Below are 18975 nucleotides of genomic sequence, written 5' to 3'. Positions count from 1 at the left end.
TCGGTGCCAAACCGCCGACCACTCCACACTCGTTTCGGAGAACCCCATCATGCTTTCGTTCAAAGGCTTCGCCGCCAAAGACCTTTGCGATCCCCATCTGGCTCCGTCTCGCCGCACGTTCTTGCGTGTCGGCGGCTGCGGGATGTTGGGGTTGTCGCTGCCCTCGTTGATGCAACTCGAAAACGCCTCGGCCGGTGAAGTGCTCGGCGGCGGTCCCGGTTGGGGCAAAGCCAAGAGCATCATCATGGTGTATTTGCAAGGCGGTCCCAGCCACTTGGATCTGTGGGATCCCAAGGAAAATGTTCCCGACAACGTCAAAAGCCAGTTCCAACCGATCAGCACCAAGATCCCCGGGATCAAGTTCACCGAGAATCTGCCGCAGTTGAGTCAACTGAACGATCGATTCACCATGATTCGGTCGATGTCGTACACGCCCAACGGCCTGTTCAACCACACCGCGGCGATTTACCAGATGATGACAGGCTACACGACCGACAAGGTCAGCCCGTCGGGACAACTGGAACCGCCTTCGCCGAAAGACTTCCCGAATTTCGGCAGCAACATCGTCAAGATGCAGCCGGTCGACGAACCGATGTTGCCGTTCGTCATGTTGCCGCGGCCCCTGCAAGAATCCAACGTGGTCGGCAAAGGCGGGACGGCCGGTTTCTTGGGCAAGTCCTATGACCCCTACACGCTCTATCCAGATGGCGATGATCTGGACATGAGCAAGATGAACCGCATCAAGATCGATGACCTGAAATTGCGACCGGAAGTGTTTAGCGTGCGGTTAAAACGCCGGGCGCAATTGCGCAATTTGCTCAACGCGCAAATGCCGGAGATCAACAAGGCCGTCGAGAGTTTCGAGTTGGATGAATACTACGACCGAGCGTTGTCGCTGATCGTTTCCGGCCGGGCGCGCGAGGCATTTGACTTGGCCAGTGAACCGGATGATCTGCGCGACAAGTATGGCCGCAACACGTTCGGCCAAAGCTGTTTGCTCGCCCGACGCCTGGTCGACGCCGGGACCCGTGTCGTCGAAGTCATTTGGCCCAAGGTCGCCAACAGCGACAACCACTCGTGGGACCATCACAGCGGATTGAGTAAGCGGATGAAAGAACAATCGGCGCCGATGCTGGACGCCGGATTGTCGACGCTGATTGAAGATCTGGATGACCGCGGTATGTTGGAAGACACACTGGTCGTTGCCGTCGGTGAATTCGGCCGCAGCCCACAGCGCGGCGTCAGCACCAGTGGCAACAACAACTCCGACGACGGACGCGACCACTGGCCGTACTGTTACACCGCCGTCATGGCGGGTGCCGGAACCAAACGCGGGTACGTGCACGGCAAGAGTGACAAAACCGCCTCGGCACCGCTGGAAAACCCCGTCCACCCGGCCGCGTTATTGGCCACGATCTATCACAGTTTCGGCATTCATCCCGAAACGATCGTCTACAACCACCTCAACCAGCCGAGGGAATTGGTCAAGGCGCAGGCGTTGACGGCGCTGTTGAGCTAGGGCGTCGGCTGGTTCACCGCCGAACGGGGTTGTGTCCATTGCACAACGGCGTCGATGCAACTTCTTAAAGATGATGGCACCCTTCTCCCCCACAAATCGTTCACAAGCTTGCTTGTCGATTTGTGGGGGAGAAGGGCCGGGGATGAGGGGGCCAGTGTCGTTTTTTGATATCCTTCAGTGATTCAATCGACATCCACCGGAATCGATTGTAAGGCCCCCGGCACTGCGCTGGGCCCGGCCGCTCACGCGTCACGGCTCGCTAGATCAACAGGCCGCGACGCCATCGGCTGACGGTCCTCCGGCCTCAAGCTGCTCCCCGCGCGTGAAACTTCACACGTCACCCATTTCCCACCACGACTTTTTCCCCGCGACGGAAGTTTTTACAGGCGGGTTTGAAAATCGTTCTACGCGTCCGGCGTTTCTGCCGGTTGCCGTTTGATCACTGCGATTGAATTTTCACTCGGCAATTCACGGTGATTTCTGGTCCTTCGCATTTTTCGACGCCGTGATTGGTCCGGTCGATGCATCCCTCGTCGCGTCAATGCCCGCCGGCATTTGAATCCATCACGATTCCCGGCGGGCTCACGTTTTGAAACGCGATCGCACTGCACGGGCAGGCCGGGTTTCAATGCATCACACCTTGATCGAAGGATAAAAAGGTATGAAACGTTTGAGTGTACAGGCTCTGGAAAGCCGAAAGCTGTTGGCTGCCGATATCGGCGTTGTGGACACGACGCTGTATATCGAAGGCAGCGGCGGCAATGACATCGCGGAAGTCTACACGGTGGAAAACTCTGTCGTCGTCAAACTGCAAACCCAAGACGCCGACGGCCAAGTCGCGTCGATGGAGCAGAGTTTTGACGCGGAGTTGATCGATGGCATCATCTTCGAAGCGTTGGGCGGCGATGACTTGCTGGTCAACGACACGTCGTTGGATTCCATCATGCGAGCCGGTGGCGGAAACGATGTCGTCCTGGGCGGTTCCGGTCGCGACATCTTGGTCGCCGGAGGGGGCGACGATGTTGTGCTCGGCGGCGGCGGCGACGACGTGATCTTGGGCGGTCCCGGTGACAACGTGATCATCGACTCGACCGGCGACGCACCGACCGACACGGTCGTGGAAGAGGACACGATCGTCGACGAGACAACCGACGCGCCGTTGGCCGAAGACTCCGATGACCAAAGCTCCGATGTCGATGACACGCCGCTGGGTGATCTGTTGACCAGCGACGACTCGGAATCACAGGACTGCGGTGGGGAACCGGCCGCGGAGGCCGATTCCGACACCACCGCCGATCTGAATCCGGATGAAGCCGTCGGTATCCTCGGTCAACCCGATGCCGAAGACGGAGACTCCAGCGACGACGCTATCGAGCCTGCCGGCGAAGTCACCGGGGAACCTGTTGATGAAGTCACGGTCGACCCCGTCGATGAGGTTGCCGTTGATCCCGTCGATGAAGTTGCCGTTGATCCCGTCGATGAAGTTGCCGTTGATCCCGTCGATGAAGTTGCCGTTGATCCCGTCGATGAGGTTGGCGTTGATCCCGTCGACGAAGTTGCCGTTGATCCGACCGGCGAAGTGAGCGGTGAACCTGTTGGTGAGGTCACCGTTGCCCCGACCGATGAAGTCACCGACGAACCCGTCGATGAGGTCACTGTTGAACCGACCGACGAAGTGTCCGACGAACCCGTTGGTGAAGTCGCCGTGGAGCCGACCGACGAGGTAACTGGCGACGATGCCACTGGCGAAGTCTCCGGTGAAGTGACCGGCGAAGTCTCCGGTGAAGTGACTGGCGAAGTCTCCGGTGAAGTGACTGGCGAAGTCTCCGGTGAAGTGACTGGCGAAGTCTCCGGTGAAGTGACTGGCGAAGTCTCCGGTGAAGTGACCGGTGACAGCTCGGAGACGCCCGAGTCACAGTCGGACATCATCGATCCGCAGCCCGTCGCCGAAGGGACCGATTCCACCGACGCGGAAACCGTCGATCCGGTGGCTGAAGAAACGGATGAATCCTCCGACGTCGTCGCAGAAGACAGTGCCAGCGACGCCGGTGCCAGTGACGAAACCGATAACGATGTCATCTTCGGCGGTACCGGCAACGACTGGATCTTCGGCGAAAGCGGCGACGACACCGTGTTCGGCGGTGACTCGCCCCTGGGCGAAGAACTGTTGATGCAACTGCTCAGCAGTCGCTTGGCCTGAATCAATTTCTAAACGAGCGTTCGATGCGCTCGCACTGCGTTCGGCCTGGGGCAAGGATGCTCCTATGCCGGATCATACGCACCGCTTCCCAAACCCGGACCGCGTGGGATGAAGTGACACATCCCGATCCCCAGGAAGTAAAGAAACATCAGGGGAACCGCCAGGGCAACCATGCTGGTGACGTCGGCGGGCGTCAACAACATCGACAAAACGAAAATCACCAGGATCGCCACCCGCCAACTGCCGACGTACATCTCGGTTTCGATCAGCCCAATGCGTTGCAAAAACAGCATCACCAGTGGCAACTGAAACGCCAATCCGAAACCCAGCGGCAACAACAGAACAAAATTGATGTAGTACGTCAGCCGAGGCTCGACTTCGACATCCATGCTGCCGTTGAACGCGAGCAGAAAGTTCAAGACGTAGTGCAGGACCAGAAAGAACGCCAGCACGACGCCGGACACAAACAGCGTCACACTGACCGGCAGATAAACGTAGACGTACTTGCGTTCGTGTTGATGTAGTCCCGCGGCGACGAATTGCCAAAGGAAATAAAACACTCCCGGCGACGACAGCACCGCACCGACGATCAATCCCGCCTTGACCCAAATCATGAACGACTCTTCGACCTTGAACGTGCTGAGCCCCTTGGTGTCGCGGATGAACTGGACTTTGGGTCGCAGATCCGACGCTGCGGGAAGGGCACGCAAGATGTCCGCGATCTCACGCGGTTTGACGCGTGCCCCGGGTGTTGCTGCGACCGGACCGGCTGCAGCAGCGATCGAGACGGTGGGCGCGGACTCGACCACCTCCACCTCGTCGGGAGCGTCGTCGGGAGCGTCGTCAGCCGGCGGATTCGCAGCCGGTGATTCCGGCTTCTGCGGCTGAGGCGTTTGCGTCTCGGGCTGTTTCGCTTTCGATTTCGCTTTCTGCGGTTCGCTGACGACGGGCGGTTCGGTTGGCGAGCCGGACTTCGGAATCAGCTCGATCGATTCGGGGGTCAGGTTTTGCAGTTCGTCGGGGATCTCGTAAATCACCTGCCACTTCAGCGAGCGTTCGGTGATCAACGGCAGCAATGCCTGAACATCTGGATCGTCCAAGTCTTCATAGCCGAGCATCGCTAAACTTCGCTTGGCATTGAAGTCCACGATCGCTGCTTTGAGCGGTTCGGCGACGTAGCGGACGACTTGATTGGCGACCGTCAATCCGACGGCCAGTCCGATGCCTAGGCAGATGATGGCACGGACGAGAGAATGCCGGAGCTCTTCGAGGTGCTCGCCGAAGGTCATCGTCGAGTTTTCGAAAAGATCGTCTTTCGGCCGTGTGGCTTGGGGAGAGCGGGCCGAAGCGTTGCGTTGAGCCGTAGCGTCCACGATTGATTAACTGTTCCAGGAAAGTTGAATGAGCGCGATAGACCGACGCAGCCGTCCACAGCAAGTGACGACTATCGGACCACCAGAAAGAATTCCATCAGAGAGAATTCCTTGGTTCGGCCGAAATCCATAGCCGAACAGTTTAGCAAAAGCGTCCGGAAAGTCGGACTGTCCATGTCCGCTACATTTGGCGCTTTCAAGCAGATCTTCGTGACCGCGGATTCATCATCCGTATATTTGAACCAATTGCGCCGCCATTTGTCACCTCTAGGAAGACCATGTTTGGGAAAGAATCTCCGTATCCCCTGCAATTTCGCCCCCTGATCAAACAAACCCTCTGGGGTGGCTCCAAGTTGGGGCAGTTGCTGGGAAAACCCATCGGTGACGAGCAAAACTACGCCGAAAGCTGGGAAATCGTCGATCACGGCCAGGATCAGAGCGTGGTTGAAAACGGGCCGCTGGCCGGCCAAACCCTCTCTGGGCTGATTCAAAATGACGCAGCCTGGACACTCGGAGAATCGTCCGAGGAAGCGAAGTTTCCGCTGCTCTTGAAATATCTGGACTGCAATCGTGTCCTGTCGGTCCAAGTCCACCCCGACGACGCCTACGGGGCGACGATGGATGTCCCCGACCGCGGCAAGACCGAAGCCTGGTACGTGGTCGATGCCGAACCGGACAGCCTGATCTATGCGGGGCTGAAATCGGGTGTCGATCGCGACGCCTTGGCCGAAGCGATGGCCGCGGGCGAAACCGACCGCGTGCTGCACTCGTTTCATCCTTCACGCGGGGATTGCGTGTTCATTCCCGCAGGGACCGTCCACGCGTTGGGCGCCGGTCTGGTGATCGCGGAAATCCAACAATCCAGCAACACGACATTTCGATTGTTCGACTGGAACCGGGTCGGTGCCGACGGCAACCCACGTCCGCTGCACATCGAACAATCGTTGGCGGTCACCGATTACGAGTCCGGCCCCGTCGAAGCACTCAAGAGCGACCCGTCGGCCTGCGGTTGGCAGCGATTGGTCGCCTGTGACAAATTCGTGCTCTCGTCACTGGAAAACGGCAGCGACGTCGTCGGCGGTGACGGGCGTTTTCACATTCTGACCGTCCCGATCGGAACCGCGACGTTGACGACCGATGACGCATCGATCGAACTGCGGCGGGGACAGTCCCTGCTGTTGCCCGCGGCGATGCCCGAATGTTCGATCGCCGTCCATGCCGATTCAACGGTGTTGCGGGCGGAATGATTACTGGGTCAACTCGTCGGTCAAGATCCAGTCCGGTGCCGGCACTTCGCTCTTGGCCCCGTTGGGGGTCAGGATGGCCTGATAGACGTGATAGTCGATCGTGTTGGAGACCGACTTGGTGGCCCCGTCGGCAAACACCATATTCACTTGGTCGGGGTGGTTGGACGTCGGTCGTGCAAGATCACGGCAGTTAGAGAGGTCCATTTCCAGAATGTCGTTTCGTTGGGCACCCGAGCTCCCCAATGTCCCGTTGATGCGATGCACTGCTTGAACGGTGGGGAATCCGCCGACGTTGCGATCGTCTTCGAAATGCCACACCATGCCCGTGGTGAATTTTGCCTTCAAGTACGCTTCCATGATCGTGGGTGCACCGGTGGTCGTCGACGTTTGTGCCCAGTCCAGTTGCCCCGTGGTGCTGATTTGTTTCATGTCATTGCCGGCGGTGAATCCGGGCTGGAACCACGCCAGTGCTTGAAGGTTTTCGCTGAACATGGCCGTGTTCGTTTGGCCGTCCGTGATGTCCTCCAGCGTCATCTTTCCTCCCGAAACCGTGAAGAACGCGGGAGCAATCGGATCACCCATGTAGCCGCTTCGGAAAAGCCCGTTCTTCTTGTTTTCCGATTGATTGAAAACAAATGCGGCTCCCGTGACGCTTTGATTGTTGATCACATTTCGCACAAATGTCTTCGGGTTGGCGTTGTTGAGCCCCGAGTCGACCGAGCCGTTGTTGCCGACGTAGCTGTTGTATCCAAACTGGCCTCGTGACACGGTGCTGCTGGGGCATCGAAACACGTCGACCGTCGCGCCCGACAACTGATTCCAGGCCGCAACCCCACCGCCGTCGTCTGCCGAAATCACCGGAAATTTATTCGTCGACCAACGTTCGTACAGCGGCTGGTTGTCCAGATACGGCAATAACTCGACGCCGTAACCACCGATCTTCAAGTGTGGTGCGATCACGGGACCACCGGGAACCGCGGGGTCACTGCCGCCGGCGTAGCTGCCGTAAAAATTCGTGTAATGCGGCAACCGTCCCTTGCTGGAGTGGAACGTCGTGGTGGCCAATCCGAGCTGCTTGAGGTTGTTCAAACACTGGACGTTTCGCATCCGCTCGCGCACGGCACCGATCGCGGGCAGCAGCAAGCCGACCAAGATTCCGATGATGGCGATCACCACCAGCAACTCCACCAGGGTGAAACCCTTAGATTGACGTTTCATTTGCTCGCGTTCCGAACGAAGAGAGAAGAAGAGACCAGTGATCCGAATCAGTCGGATCTTCACGGCATGCGAACTGGCCGGCGTTGGTTTGTAATCGGTTCCCGCACGATTGGATCAGACCCCATTATCGCGGTATTTCCGAGGGAGTGCAAATGCATCGCCCTTGAATTGCTAGAAAAATCGCCGTCGGCAGCGGGATGTTTGATCAAAACGATGGCAAACGTCATCCTGACCGTCGCCCAGGCAGCCCGATCGGCATCCTCGACGGAGGGGCAGAAGGAGATAGCGGAACGGCGCGAGCGGGCTATCGAGTTAATCGGGACCGAAACAATGGTGAGCCGATGGCGCTAGCCCAATGCCACCTATTCTGGACCCTATCGGGTGGCGCGGTCCCAAAAACCCGGTTTTGGCACGATTTTTGCGCCTGGCAGGTAAGTTTACACTTACTGCCTTTCTGACTGGGAATCGCCATGGTCGACCCGACGACACTCGGTGCCGATGAAGAGTCTCGCTTTGGCAAAGCCAAAGCGTTGCTGGCTGAGCTTCTTGAATTACCCAAACTACAACGGGTCTTTGAAGATCACGATTGTGCCAACGCGCGGATGGTCTATACGCAGGCCCCGACCCTCTGGCTACTCGTTTTACAACGGCTCGAAGGAGGCATCTCACTAACCGATGCCGTCGCAGATTTGCTCAAAAATCATACGGATATTTTGCCTGACAATCGAAGGGTTCAAGAGAATCGCCTTTCCGAAAACAATTCGGCCTACAACGCCGCCAGAAAAAGGATTCCGCTCGCTGTCGTGGAAGAGTTTTCCCATCGAATCTGCGATCACCTTGCTTCCCGCGCTCCCAAAGCCTTTCTCGATCGACGTGTATTCATTATCGATGGGACGACGATCACGCTTCCTCCGACCGAAGCACTTCAGAAAGCGTTCCCGCCGGCGTCCAACCAACACGGAGAGACGGTTTGGCCTATTGCGAGATTGCTGGTCGCAAATGAAATGCAGACCGGGTGCGCGTTGTTGCCGCAAGTCGATCCGATGTACGGAGCGGACAACAAAAGTGAACTTGAGCAAGCCAAGCCGATTATTGAACGACTCCCGAAACGCTCGATCGTTCTGGCTGATAGCGGTTTTGGGATTTTTAATGTCGCCCACCACTGCCAATTACATCATCAAGACTTCGTGCTGCGGCTGACCAAACAGCGATTCAGGTCGTACCGCAAGTCGGCTACGTTGGTCGACCAAGGGGACGGGTACAAGACGTTTCACTTGATTTGGCGGCCGACACCGAAGGACCGCCGAACCAATCTCGATCTTAGTAAAGACACGTCTATCGAAGTCTTTCTCCACCAAATTGAACTTGAAAATGGAGACACGCTGGAGATCGTGACGAGCCTTGAGACGGACGCTCACTCGGCCGCTGCCCTGTACGTTCGTCGCTACGATGTGGAGTTCGATATCCGCGATGTCAAAGTGACGATGGACACAGAAAACATTCGCGCCAAGAGTGTCGACACGGTGATGAAGGAGCTAATGGGATCGATCATCGCTTATAATCTTGTCGCTCAGCTACGCAAACAAGCAGCGAAATTGATTCGAGTTGACCCTCGCGAGCTCAGCTTCACGGGAGTTTGGACGACGTTCAAGCATCATCTGCTACGTGAAAAGCTTACGACCCTGGAGGAATGGAGGCTGGCTTATCACGGCGCTTTGGTGAGCGCAGCGGGCCGCAAACTTCCCAATCGAAAATTGCCTCGCAGCTACCCACGCATAGCCCACCCGCGGCGCCAAAAGACAACGAAATTCCAGAAGTCACTTCGAAGAAAAAAACAGCAGCCCGATGATATACCACCCGAATGACCACAAAGTAGGTGGCATTGGGCGCTAGCCACTGGCCTCCAAGGGCAACATCTTCACCACTAAGCCCGCGGCTAGCGCCGTCGGCTCACTAAATCGACAGGCCGCGAGCCGTCCGGTTTCAGTGTGAAAGACCGGAGGGCTCACGCCCTGCCGCTAACAAGAACACGTCTCTTTCCCCGGTCGACGGGTCTCACCGATGGGGGGAGCACCGCTAGGAACCCAAACGGGAACCTGCAAAACTCGGGGATGCTGATTATGGTGTTGCGTCCCCGTCCCGTTCTTTTCTTCTTTCGCCGTTTCGATGTTCGGCGTCGATGATCCCGCGTTTCAGTGATTTATCTCGACTTCAATCGCACCACGCCCCTGGCACCCTCGGTTCTCGAGGCGATGCAGCCGTATTGGTCGACGCACTACATGTTGCCGGGCCAAGAACATGCGCACGCCCACGCGGTCGGCGAAGCGCTCGAGGGGGCGCGGGAAAGCATTGCGGCGATGGCCGGTTGCGAGTCGTTTGAGATCGTGTTCACCAGCGGCGGAACCGAAGCGAACAACTTGGCGATCCTGGGACTGCTCGGGGCCGCCGAACCGGGACACGTGCTGGTCAGCCAGTTGGAGCACGAGTCCGTGTTGGGCCCGCTGTCGGGATTGCCGACGCGAGATCCCCGCTGGACGATCGAGACGATTCCCTGTCAACCGTCGGGAATCATCTCGCCGCTGACCGTCGAAGCGATGCTGCGGCCCGACACACGCCTGGTTTGTCTGCAAGGCGCCAATGCGATCGTCGGAACCATTCAACCGGTACGTGAAGTCGCCGACCGCTGCCACAACCGGGGCATCTGTGTCCACTGCGACGCGACCCAAATGTTCGGCAAAGTCCCCGTCGACGTCAAACACTTGCGCGCCGACACCGTTGCGATCAGCGGTCACAAGTTTTACGGCCCCAAGGGATCGGGCGCGATCTACGTCCGCCGCGGCTTGCAACTCGACCCGATCACCTTTGGTGAACCGCGCGAGATGGGATTGCGTCCGGGGGCGGAGAACATTCCCGGCTGCATCGGCTTGGGCGCCGCGGCGAGTCTGGCCGAACGCTATTGTGTCGAAGCCAACGATCAATTGGCCGAACTCCGCGACCACTTTGTGGATCATCTGTCGGAGCAGCTGTCGAGTCCGCCGCTGGTGCTGTGCAAACCATCGCCGCGGTTGCCCAACACCGTCGCATTGGAGTTGCCTGGCGACGCACGGCGAATCCACGAATCGGCCAGAGAGTTGGCGTTGGCGACCGCCCAGGCGAATTCACCGCCGGACGAGTTCACACGGTCGCTCCGCGCGATCGGACGCAACGATTCGCAAATCGGTCGCACCCTCCGCGTCTCGCTCGGTTGGACCACCAGCAACGAACAAGTCGAACGCGCCGCGGGTTTGATCGCCGAAGCGTTTGATTGTTAAGTTTCAAGTTTCAAGTTTCAAGTTGGCCGTCGCCTACGGCGTTTCTTCGAAACCGACTTGGTTGATTTCCAACAGCGAGGGTTCGTTGATGTAGACGCCGCGGAAATCTGGTGGCTGGGGCTGGTTCTTGATCCGGATCCCGCAACGGCTGCAGTCTCCGCCGGGGACCGCTTCGGTGGTCGTTCCCGGCAAGGTCAGCAAGTAGTCCGGTTCGATCGGGCCGGGATCGATCCACAGCCCTTCGGGTGTCAGTTCCATCGTTCCCAGATCCAAGTCCAGTCCGCGTCGAATCACTTCGTAGTTGACGAAGATATTGAGCAGCGAGTTCTGTGCGTCGAGCAAGTCGCCGAGTGCAGAAATCGTATCCCGAGCCGCGGTCGGACCACTGCTCAGTCCGCGGGCGTCGCGGAGTTCGCGGATGTCCCCGTTCAATTCGATCTGCGAGGCCGCGATCCGAACCGCCTGACGTCCGTATTCAAAATTGACGCGGTTGACTTGCAGCTGACGGACTTGTGCCCGCAACAGCAACCAGATGCTGTCTTCGTATTCGTAGTAACCGCGTTTGGCCTGTTCGAACTCGATCAACGATTGACGATAGGTATTGCGTTCCTGTAGCCGCGTGATCGGGGCGTCCCACTCCAATCCGACGCTCAACGTGCTCGATTTGCCGCGGAGTGCGAAGGGATTGTTTTCTCCCGCGGCCGTTCCGACACCTCCGCTGACGCGGATGTCCAGCGAGCTTTCCAGGTCATCGGCGATAAATTCGATCGCCCGCCAGCTGTCGACCAGTGCCGCCCGGGCGTTGGCCCAGTCGCGACGATTTCGCCGAGCGATCTCAAAGGCTTCGGCAGGTTGAATGTTGACTTCCGGCAGCAAGGCACTTTCGGTGCGGGCGCGAGCCTGGATCAATTGCATCGTCAGGATGTCATCGCCCAGTTCGGACAACAGGTCTTGCGTCGCCAAGATCAGCTCTTCACGAATCTTCTGGGACAACTCGGTCGGCGTGTCGCCCTGGGGACCTTCTTCCAAGAATCGATCCAACGAGTCATTGATGGACACCACTTTCGCCCGGTACGATTCCAACCGGCCCATCAAGGCGTCATAGGAATTGCCCAGGTAGGACTGCAGGGTTGCCAGTTCACTGACGTCAAACACCGAGTCGTCAATCTTGTCGACCTGCAGCAACGTGCAGATGTTCTCGCGTTCGACCTCATAGAGTTCGACCAATTGATCGTTCTGTTTGATTCGTTGCGGAATCGTTTCGGCCAGTTTCGCGATGTCGGTGGCCACGATCGGCGCGTCCACCTGCTGTAGCTCGCCGAGGAACGCCTCCAGTGGTTCCAGTTCGGTTCGCAATCGCCCGACCGTCTCTTCAACGACCGGCGTCCAAGACAGCCGCGACACCGGCAGTCCGGTATCGGGATCGGTCCCCGACTCGGTTTCTTGCAGCAACGCCAGGTTCAGCTCGCCGACGACACTGCGCAATCGAATCAGTTCTTCACGGCGTGAACGCAGGTCGCGATCGATCAGTTCAAATCGCTCCAACAACGGGTCTTGGATGCGTGCGCAGATGTACGGGGGCAGCCCCAGCGTGCCGAGGAACCGGTCCAACGAAGCTTGATAGGCCGCTTGTCGCGTCACCAGTTGGCTCTGCGAATTCAACAAGGCGCTCTTCTGTTGGGCGACCTGCAACCGTTGTGAAACAATTTCCTGGGGGTCATCCGGAATTGTCGTCAACAATTCGATCAGCGTGTTTTCCAACACCAGTTGGTTCTCGCTCAACCGCGCGATGTTTTCTTCCAGGTTGCGGATCTGCAGTTGATCCTGCAGCAGCCCCATGAATCCGCCGGCGTCTTGAACGCCGCCGAAGCCACCGCCGCCGCCGCCGCCAACACCGCCGACCAAGCCGCTGCCCAGTCCCGTGAATCCTGACAGTCCGACGCCGAACACACCGCCGCTTCTTCGAACCTGGCTTTCCAGGCCGCGACCCACCGTGACGTTCAGATAAAAGCTGCGGCGAAATCGCTCGAAGGAACGAATGTTCGCCAACAAAGAACGCTCGGCCAACGTCAAACGCGTCATCACCTTGTCGCGCCCGGCTGCTCGCAGCAAGGGCTGAAACAGCTCAAAGCTCATCAGCGACGTTGCACTCTGTGTGTTGTTGCCGCTGAGTTCCCAAACGATGTTGTTGGCGACACCGGCCACCAGGCTTCCGCCGTGGGCAAAGGCGCGATTGAAGCTTAGTCCCGTGGTGCCGACGCCTAATTGAGAACTGTCGCCGCCACCGGTCATGTCATAGAACGCGCCGCTGCCGCCAAAGAACTGGGTGTCGAACTGGAATCGTTCGCTGCTGACATCGAGCGCCGATAAGTACAGCGTCTCGAGTTGTTGCTGGTACTCCGTCGAGTGCAGCAAGGCGATCTGGACGGCGGTATCAGCGTTGAGCACCAGCACGCCATCCTTGTCCAGCGGCAAGAACTGATACCAGTCCGGGTTCTCGACCGAATTGGTGAATCCTGCCGCGTCCCACATCGGGTAGCCGCGACGCCCATCGACGCACTGCATGTAGCGATGCGACGCGGGATCATCCATCGGCATCGGCTGGAAATCCAGGTCGAACGGGTTGTACATCCGGCTGCGACGGTCGACATCGATCCCCAGGTCGGCATTCGGTCGCCGCGCCAGATGGGAGGTTTTCTCTTGCAACAGGCACGCAACTTCCTGGTCGGCCTGCTTGCGGTAGTACTGGCGGTGGCATCCGATCGCGCTGAGCCCGGTCAGGGCGGCCAAGGAGGCACTCAGCAGTGCGGTGGCCAGGTGATTTCGTTTGCCCGAGGTCTTTTTTCGGCTCGTTCGCACTCTACGCAATGTCTGTTTTGTAGCCACGTTTGATCCGCGATTCCGTTCGAATGGTTACGATGCGGCGAATTGCTACCAAAAGGCAAATCGCTGCGAGTCAATTGAGTCGTTCAATTGGCATTGCCAGAACAACCCAACCATCGATTCGGACAACAGGGAATGGAATCATCACCGTTTCGCCGGTCGAGTGGGCGGTTTTGGCACGGCAGGGGGGCCGGTTGTTCCGGCTGTGACGGTGATTCGGCCTGGGCGACGGATCCGTGCGACCGCCCCACACCGACAAAACGGGTCCGAATCCGGCTCGAATTTGCCGTTTGGGGCTTAGGAAGACTGAATCGGCCAGGCAAGATGCTCCGAAACCATAGAAATGCTTGACGCTCTATCTTGCCCAACTTAGTATCCAACGGTTGGAAACCTGCACCTTTTCCGCACCAAACCCGTTTTCGAGCCTGTTCGAAGGCTTCAGACGCCGGCGCTGCTCCGCGCGGGTCCCTAAAAATCGCCTCCTCTGACGACGATCTGTCGCCGCCCAACCATCATGAAATTCATTATTCTGGCAGTCTTGTTGGCGATGTTCATCGCCTTCGTCGTGATGGTGGTCAAAGCGGCCAAACAGTGGCGTTGGTACCACATCACCAGCGCGGTGATCGCGATGTTGTTGGCGATCATCTTGCTGTTCCCGACCGCAGGGGTGCTGAAGAGTCGCCAGGCGTGGCACAAGATCAAAGAAGACTTGGAGGGGCGACTAGCCAACGTCGAAGACGAGAATCGCCTGCTGCAGTACGGCGACGGCGGAGGCGCGACCGGTGGCGAAGGCTTGAAGGCGCTGTCGCTGAAGCTGTCTAACCTCGGCACCGAAGCCGGTCGACGCTGGCGAAGTCTGGCGTTCGGCGGAGCGGATCCCTCCGGTCAAATCACGTTGCGAGCCAACACCGCCCCCGCCGTGCCCGGCCAGCCGGCCCCGGCGGCGGATGCCGCCGCCGGCCCCTTGGTCCCGGTCGGCTTGGTCGTTTACGGATTCGCCGAAGGCAAGTTCCGCGATCTGGAACAACCCGTCCCGATGGTCTACCTGGGCGAGTTCAAAGTGATCGCCAGCCAACCCAACGTGGTCACCATCGCCCCGACATTCCCGCTGGAACAAAACCAATTGGATGCCATCAACAGCGGCCGCGCGGTCAGTTGGTCGCTGTACGAGATGTTGCCGCTGGACGGTCACGAACCGTTCATCGCCGAAGGCAGCAAGGCCGACGAAGACAACATTCTTGGACGCGTCGACGACGAATTGGTCAACATGATCCTGCGAGCCAATCGCGAGGAATCGAACAAGGAAACGATCGCCAATTACCTCCGTGACGGACAACGCGGATCGCCGGAAGACCCCGCGGCTCGTTGGGTCAAAGTCCGCTTCGACAAGAAGTACACGATCGATGTGGACAGCCCCGAACAGCGTGGTGCGCTCGAAGGCGGCTTCTTTGACAACAACGGACGAGCGGTCGATAGCAGTCTACAACGCGCCGATGGAGGTTCGATCACGTTTGCCGTCGGCGATGAATTGGTCGTCAAAGAGGAAGCCGCCAAACTGTTGATCGACCAAGAAAAAGTCGCCTCGCTGGTCGACACGTATTACTTGCGACCGCTGAACGACTATCGCTATGTCTTGCGACGGATTCGTTTGCAAATCAGCGAACTCGATGTCCGCATCGCCGAAATGCAGTACGAAAAGCAAGTTCTGGACGCCGCGATCGCCGCCACGCTGGGCATGCTGGAAAAAGGACAGGAAGAAAAGCTGAAGCTCGAGCAGGATCTCGCCCAGCACCAGGTCGAAAACGTCGCGCTGAAAGAATTCTTTGACGAGGTCCGCGAGGACTTGCGGCAAATGAAAGAAGCCACGTCGGTGCTCTATCGCGACAACTTCGTCAAACTCCGCCAAATCCAACAACTCGCCGCCGCCGCCACGCTGACGGATACGTGAGCGGCGTGGCATGACCGCGAACGGCGACCCGGAGGTGGCGCTGCGCCTTAGGTTTGACCACATCTTTTTACAATCTTCATTGCGTCAACGCCGCAGAGCATCGCTTGGAGGTCGTTCCAGCCTCGCCAAATCGTTTGCCATCCCGGTGGGTGATCGGATTTGCGGTTCTGATGACCGCCGAGTCTCGCCAGTGCATAGAAGAAATCGTGAATTGACCAGTCGGGTTTGATTTGGCCATGTCGCCAAGCGCTCAGCACACTCACGTAGTCGCTGCAGATAACTTCGGTCGCTTTGCGTTTCTTTGCGTCCCAACGACGACTGGCATCACGCATTTGCAGCAGAGTCAACGCCACCACTGAAATCAAAGCGATCGCTGGCTGCAGACGTTCTTCGCTAGTGAATTGCGGGCTCTCAATGCTACATCCTGTTTTCATCCCTTTGTGATACTCTTCAATGATCCAGCGACATTCGTACCAACCGACAACCTGATAGGCATCTTCAAAATCAAGTACGGGTTGGTTTGTAATCAAAAACCATTCCAGACGCTCTTCTCCGGCGGGCGGATCTTCTTCCCAGACTCGAACAACCCAGACGGCAAGCGGATCGTTGCCGTGTTCTCCTAGTTTCTTCGCGGGTGGTTTGATTTGAACCGGGGCAAATGAGACAGCCATCTTCGCCTCACGAGCCCGTCGATTGGCTGATTTCTTTTTGCCTTTGCGAACCCGTACTTTCTTGTCGACTTTGCTCGTTACCGATAACGTCCAGTGTCCTGCTGGCGGAAGGCTGGCAGCATAGTTGCGAAGGTAACAGGCTTGATCGCTACTGCCTTGATCGCCATGTCCAGGAATGATCGCCCGATTATGAGAGGCACGAATGACGAACCTACGGCCGCTGGCCAATTCATGTTCGAGGAACTCGAACGTGTCAGCTCCTCGATCACAAACATCAACGAGTTTCTCGCTGTTAGCCAGTGGATCGGCACCGCGCAACCACAATCGACTCTCTCGTGATTCACGCTTGCGTTTCTGAGCGGTCAGTTCGTCTTTGGGAGCATCCTCCCGATGGTGCAAAACCTGATTGTACAATCCAATTACTTGCCGTGTTTTCGGGTTCACGGCCAAGCTGTTTTGCGCGATGTACCCACGGCGATTGCCGTTGCCAATTTGGCCCATGTCATCGGAAAGTGACTTGTGATTGGTAAAATCCAGCTCGGTGGCATCATGAAGAATCAGGACTGGGCCTCTGATTTGCTTGATCTTGAGACAGGTTGCCTCACGATGAGATGCGAGAATTGCCTCATGCGTCACCTGGTCACGGTCCATCAACCGGTAGAAAGCCCTGAGGTCTTTGGGGCTATTGAATTTCTGTGGCAATGTTCCACTTGGTCGTCGAGCCATCGAGTCAGCGAGTTGTACGAGACGATTTGTTCTACGTTTGTCGCCGAGTTGAGCGTTGGCAAAGTTGACTTGTCCAAATGTCTGCAGGGGCAAAACCATGGGGGGCCTTCCGTGATACGAGTGCTGGTAGCCATTCCGTCACCAGCAACCATCTCAACCCGCCGTCGCGAATCAATCGCAGCGTGTGTTCCACGCCACGGTTCCCACAGGGAAAAAACTCCAGGCATCGCCAAATTACCAGATCAACCTTACCAAGCTTGACTCATTTACAAAGATCAACAATTGGTTTCACAGCCGCGCCAACTCGACACATCCGCCGGCAAACAAAAAGATGTGGTCAAACCTAAGCGCTGCGCTGACCTCCGGCTACTCGCTGTGATCCCTCCGGGATACTCGGTTCGCTGGCGCTCTCCCGGTAGACGTTGGCACCAAGCGAATGGTTATTGTTAGCGGCAGGGCGCGAGCCCTCCGGTCTTTCAACCCGTTTTCGACGACGCTGAAACCGCACGGCTTACGCCGTTCCGCTAACTCCTCCGCGGCGCTTCGGTCGCGCTCGATTCCCAACGCGCTGCCCTAGCGTGCTGCCCGGAACGGACGGTCGACGCCGTCGATCACCGCACTGAGGTACAGCCCCGCACCCGTCGCGACCGGCTCTTGTTTATTCAGGTGATCGCGGACTTCACGCATGACGTCGCGACGTGAGATTTGACCGAGCAACCGCCGGTTGGAATCCAACACCGGCAACCTGCGGCACGATGCATCCAAGAACGTCTGGGCGATCGAAAGCAAATCCGTGCGCGCTTCAATGGTCGGGGGATCGGTGTCGACAAACGCCATCACGTTGTTCGACGGCATCTGTTCGTAGGCCGCGTTGACGACGAATCGGATACAAGACTTTTCCGAGAAGATCCCTAAAAAGCGATCGTCCCGGTCGACCACCGGTGCACCGGAAATTCGATGTTGCAGCAGAACATCGAGGGCTTCCAAGACGTCCATGTCTGGCGAGAGTGTCGTCAGGTTCGATACCATCATGTCGCGTGCACAGGTGTTGGGCGTCATAAGGCTTGCTCCGGGATAATTCGATGAGGACGGTGGACGATCCCAAGGCACCCGCTCAACGACTGCCCGGGGATCCCGTTTTTTGCTGAAGCGACGGCGGTGTCAAGAAAATTTCCTTGCCGTGGCGATCCATCGCATCGGGAAGGTTCGACGTCGATTGTTTCGCAATACAGTTCCCAGGCTCGCAAAAAAGTCGCTGTGGCGTTAGGTTTTCTGCATCAAGGCCGATGTTTCCAGCCACCTGGACAGCTGCCATGTGATGCCATGTGATTCTTTTCACAACCCCAGGAGAAAATCCAATGAAAGGCCAATGGGTCGAAATCGAATTCGATTGTCTGCCGCTGCGAAGCGTGTCGCGATTGGATGTGCCCCTGGACGCGTCGCCGGCGTACGAGCAGTTCGTCCAGCGGGTCAAGGCGGCGATGAAAAAACACGGCACCCACAACACGTATTACCTGCACCGTTGCACGTGCGTGTTCCACCTGACCAACGCGACCAATCGCGGCGAGATCGCGTTTTCATTCGAAGGCACCGCGCTGACGGGCGAAGAAGATCGCAAAACTCGATCGGTCGACCTGACGGTGAAACTGTTGCGCGAGACGTGTGGCTGGCTGTCACAGCCGATCGTGGATTTTTTCGCCGAGTCGGTTCAGCATGCGGTGCTGGTCGAATTCGATCGTTACATCGAGGCCGGTGATCTGTCCAAAACCGAAGCCCGCATGCAAAAGTTGGCCGAAGAAAACGAACTCGGCCAGGGCTTTGTCGGGATGTATTTGTAGCGCTCAGAAACCCGAGGCGATGAAAGCGGGTGGCCGGAGTT

General features: G+C 57.8%; 12 protein-coding genes. 7 read left to right on the top strand and 5 right to left on the bottom strand.

Annotation, left to right across the window (positions count from 1 at the left end):
* The first annotated feature begins 49 nt into the window (after window positions 1–49).
* Together TBK1r_RS11615 and TBK1r_RS11610 are read left to right on the top strand one after the other, a co-directional pair.
* The gene (locus TBK1r_RS11615) at window positions 50–1519 is read left to right on the top strand and encodes a DUF1501 domain-containing protein (protein WP_145210370.1); all 1470 of its coding nucleotides are present in this window, start codon (window positions 50–52) and stop codon (window positions 1517–1519) included.
* Between the two features lie 661 nt (window positions 1520–2180).
* On the top strand, window positions 2181–3719 hold the full coding sequence (locus TBK1r_RS11610; RefSeq protein ID WP_145210367.1) for a hypothetical protein: 1539 nt from the start codon (window positions 2181–2183) through the stop codon (window positions 3717–3719).
* A gap of 62 nt (window positions 3720–3781) precedes the next feature.
* On the opposite strand, the gene tatC is transcribed toward TBK1r_RS11610, so the two are convergent.
* Complete coding sequence (gene tatC / locus TBK1r_RS11605; protein ID WP_419581245.1) at window positions 3782–5092, bottom strand: twin-arginine translocase subunit TatC; 1311 nt, start codon at window positions 5090–5092, stop codon at window positions 3782–3784.
* Between the two features lie 278 nt (window positions 5093–5370).
* Here tatC and TBK1r_RS11600 point away from each other — a divergent pair, with 278 nt between their 5' ends.
* Window positions 5371–6339 carry a type I phosphomannose isomerase catalytic subunit gene (locus TBK1r_RS11600; protein WP_145210364.1) on the top strand — a complete coding sequence of 323 codons (969 nt, stop codon included), beginning with the start codon at window positions 5371–5373 and terminating at the stop codon, window positions 6337–6339.
* On the opposite strand, the gene TBK1r_RS11595 is transcribed toward TBK1r_RS11600, so the two are convergent.
* Entirely contained in the window at window positions 6340–7557 is a 1218-nt protein-coding gene (locus TBK1r_RS11595; RefSeq protein ID WP_145222493.1) for a DUF1559 family PulG-like putative transporter, read from the bottom strand.
* A 470-nt stretch (window positions 7558–8027) separates the two neighbouring features.
* On the opposite strand from TBK1r_RS11595, the gene TBK1r_RS11590 reads away from it, so the two are divergent.
* Both TBK1r_RS11590 and TBK1r_RS11585 read left to right on the top strand, forming a co-directional pair.
* Window positions 8028–9422 (top strand): IS4 family transposase, encoded by a 1395-nt coding sequence (locus TBK1r_RS11590; protein ID WP_145207138.1) that lies wholly within the window; start codon window positions 8028–8030, stop codon window positions 9420–9422.
* Window positions 9423–9752: 330 nt separating this feature from the next.
* Complete coding sequence (locus TBK1r_RS11585) at window positions 9753–10868, top strand: cysteine desulfurase family protein (protein WP_145210361.1); 1116 nt, start codon at window positions 9753–9755, stop codon at window positions 10866–10868.
* A gap of 33 nt (window positions 10869–10901) precedes the next feature.
* On the opposite strand, the gene TBK1r_RS11580 is transcribed toward TBK1r_RS11585, so the two are convergent.
* Entirely contained in the window at window positions 10902–13727 is a 2826-nt protein-coding gene (locus TBK1r_RS11580; protein WP_419581244.1) for a hypothetical protein, read from the bottom strand.
* Window positions 13728–14265: 538 nt separating this feature from the next.
* On the opposite strand from TBK1r_RS11580, the gene TBK1r_RS11575 reads away from it, so the two are divergent.
* Complete coding sequence (locus TBK1r_RS11575; protein ID WP_145210358.1) at window positions 14266–15699, top strand: hypothetical protein; 1434 nt, start codon at window positions 14266–14268, stop codon at window positions 15697–15699.
* A 47-nt stretch (window positions 15700–15746) separates the two neighbouring features.
* On the opposite strand, the gene TBK1r_RS11570 is transcribed toward TBK1r_RS11575, so the two are convergent.
* Both TBK1r_RS11570 and TBK1r_RS11565 read right to left on the bottom strand, forming a co-directional pair.
* The gene (locus tag TBK1r_RS11570) at window positions 15747–17195 is read right to left on the bottom strand and encodes an IS4 family transposase (RefSeq protein ID WP_145208234.1); all 1449 of its coding nucleotides are present in this window, start codon (window positions 17193–17195) and stop codon (window positions 15747–15749) included.
* 474 nt (window positions 17196–17669) lie between these two features.
* Complete coding sequence (locus TBK1r_RS11565; RefSeq protein ID WP_145210355.1) at window positions 17670–18155, bottom strand: CBS domain-containing protein; 486 nt, start codon at window positions 18153–18155, stop codon at window positions 17670–17672.
* A gap of 299 nt (window positions 18156–18454) precedes the next feature.
* Between TBK1r_RS11565 and TBK1r_RS11560 the strand changes: the two genes are divergently transcribed.
* On the top strand, window positions 18455–18934 hold the full coding sequence (locus TBK1r_RS11560; RefSeq protein ID WP_145210352.1) for a hypothetical protein: 480 nt from the start codon (window positions 18455–18457) through the stop codon (window positions 18932–18934).
* Window positions 18935–18975 lie beyond the last annotated feature (41 nt).

The sequence above is a fragment of the Stieleria magnilauensis genome (assembly GCA_007753675.1).
GTDB classification, from domain to species: Bacteria; Planctomycetota; Planctomycetia; order Pirellulales; family Pirellulaceae; genus Stieleria; species Stieleria magnilauensis.
This window is presented reverse-complemented; position numbering and strand designations above follow the sequence as displayed.

Excerpts from the sequence above, each read along its gene's own strand:
- TBK1r_RS11615 (WP_145210370.1), top strand. The coding sequence starts at position 50 with ATGCTTTCGTTCAAAGGCTTCGCCGCCAAAGACCTTTGCGATCCCCAT.
- TBK1r_RS11610 (WP_145210367.1), top strand. The coding sequence starts at position 2,181 with ATGAAACGTTTGAGTGTACAGGCTCTGGAAAGCCGAAAGCTGTTGGCT.
- TBK1r_RS11600 (WP_145210364.1), top strand. The coding sequence starts at position 5,371 with ATGTTTGGGAAAGAATCTCCGTATCCCCTGCAATTTCGCCCCCTGATC.
- TBK1r_RS11595 (WP_145222493.1), bottom strand. The coding sequence starts at position 7,557 with ATGAAACGTCAATCTAAGGGTTTCACCCTGGTGGAGTTGCTGGTGGTG.
- TBK1r_RS11590 (WP_145207138.1), top strand. The coding sequence starts at position 8,028 with ATGGTCGACCCGACGACACTCGGTGCCGATGAAGAGTCTCGCTTTGGC.
- TBK1r_RS11575 (WP_145210358.1), top strand. The coding sequence starts at position 14,266 with ATGAAATTCATTATTCTGGCAGTCTTGTTGGCGATGTTCATCGCCTTC.
- TBK1r_RS11570 (WP_145208234.1), bottom strand. The coding sequence starts at position 17,195 with ATGGTTTTGCCCCTGCAGACATTTGGACAAGTCAACTTTGCCAACGCT.
- TBK1r_RS11565 (WP_145210355.1), bottom strand. The coding sequence starts at position 18,155 with ATGACGCCCAACACCTGTGCACGCGACATGATGGTATCGAACCTGACG.
- TBK1r_RS11560 (WP_145210352.1), top strand. The coding sequence starts at position 18,455 with ATGAAAGGCCAATGGGTCGAAATCGAATTCGATTGTCTGCCGCTGCGA.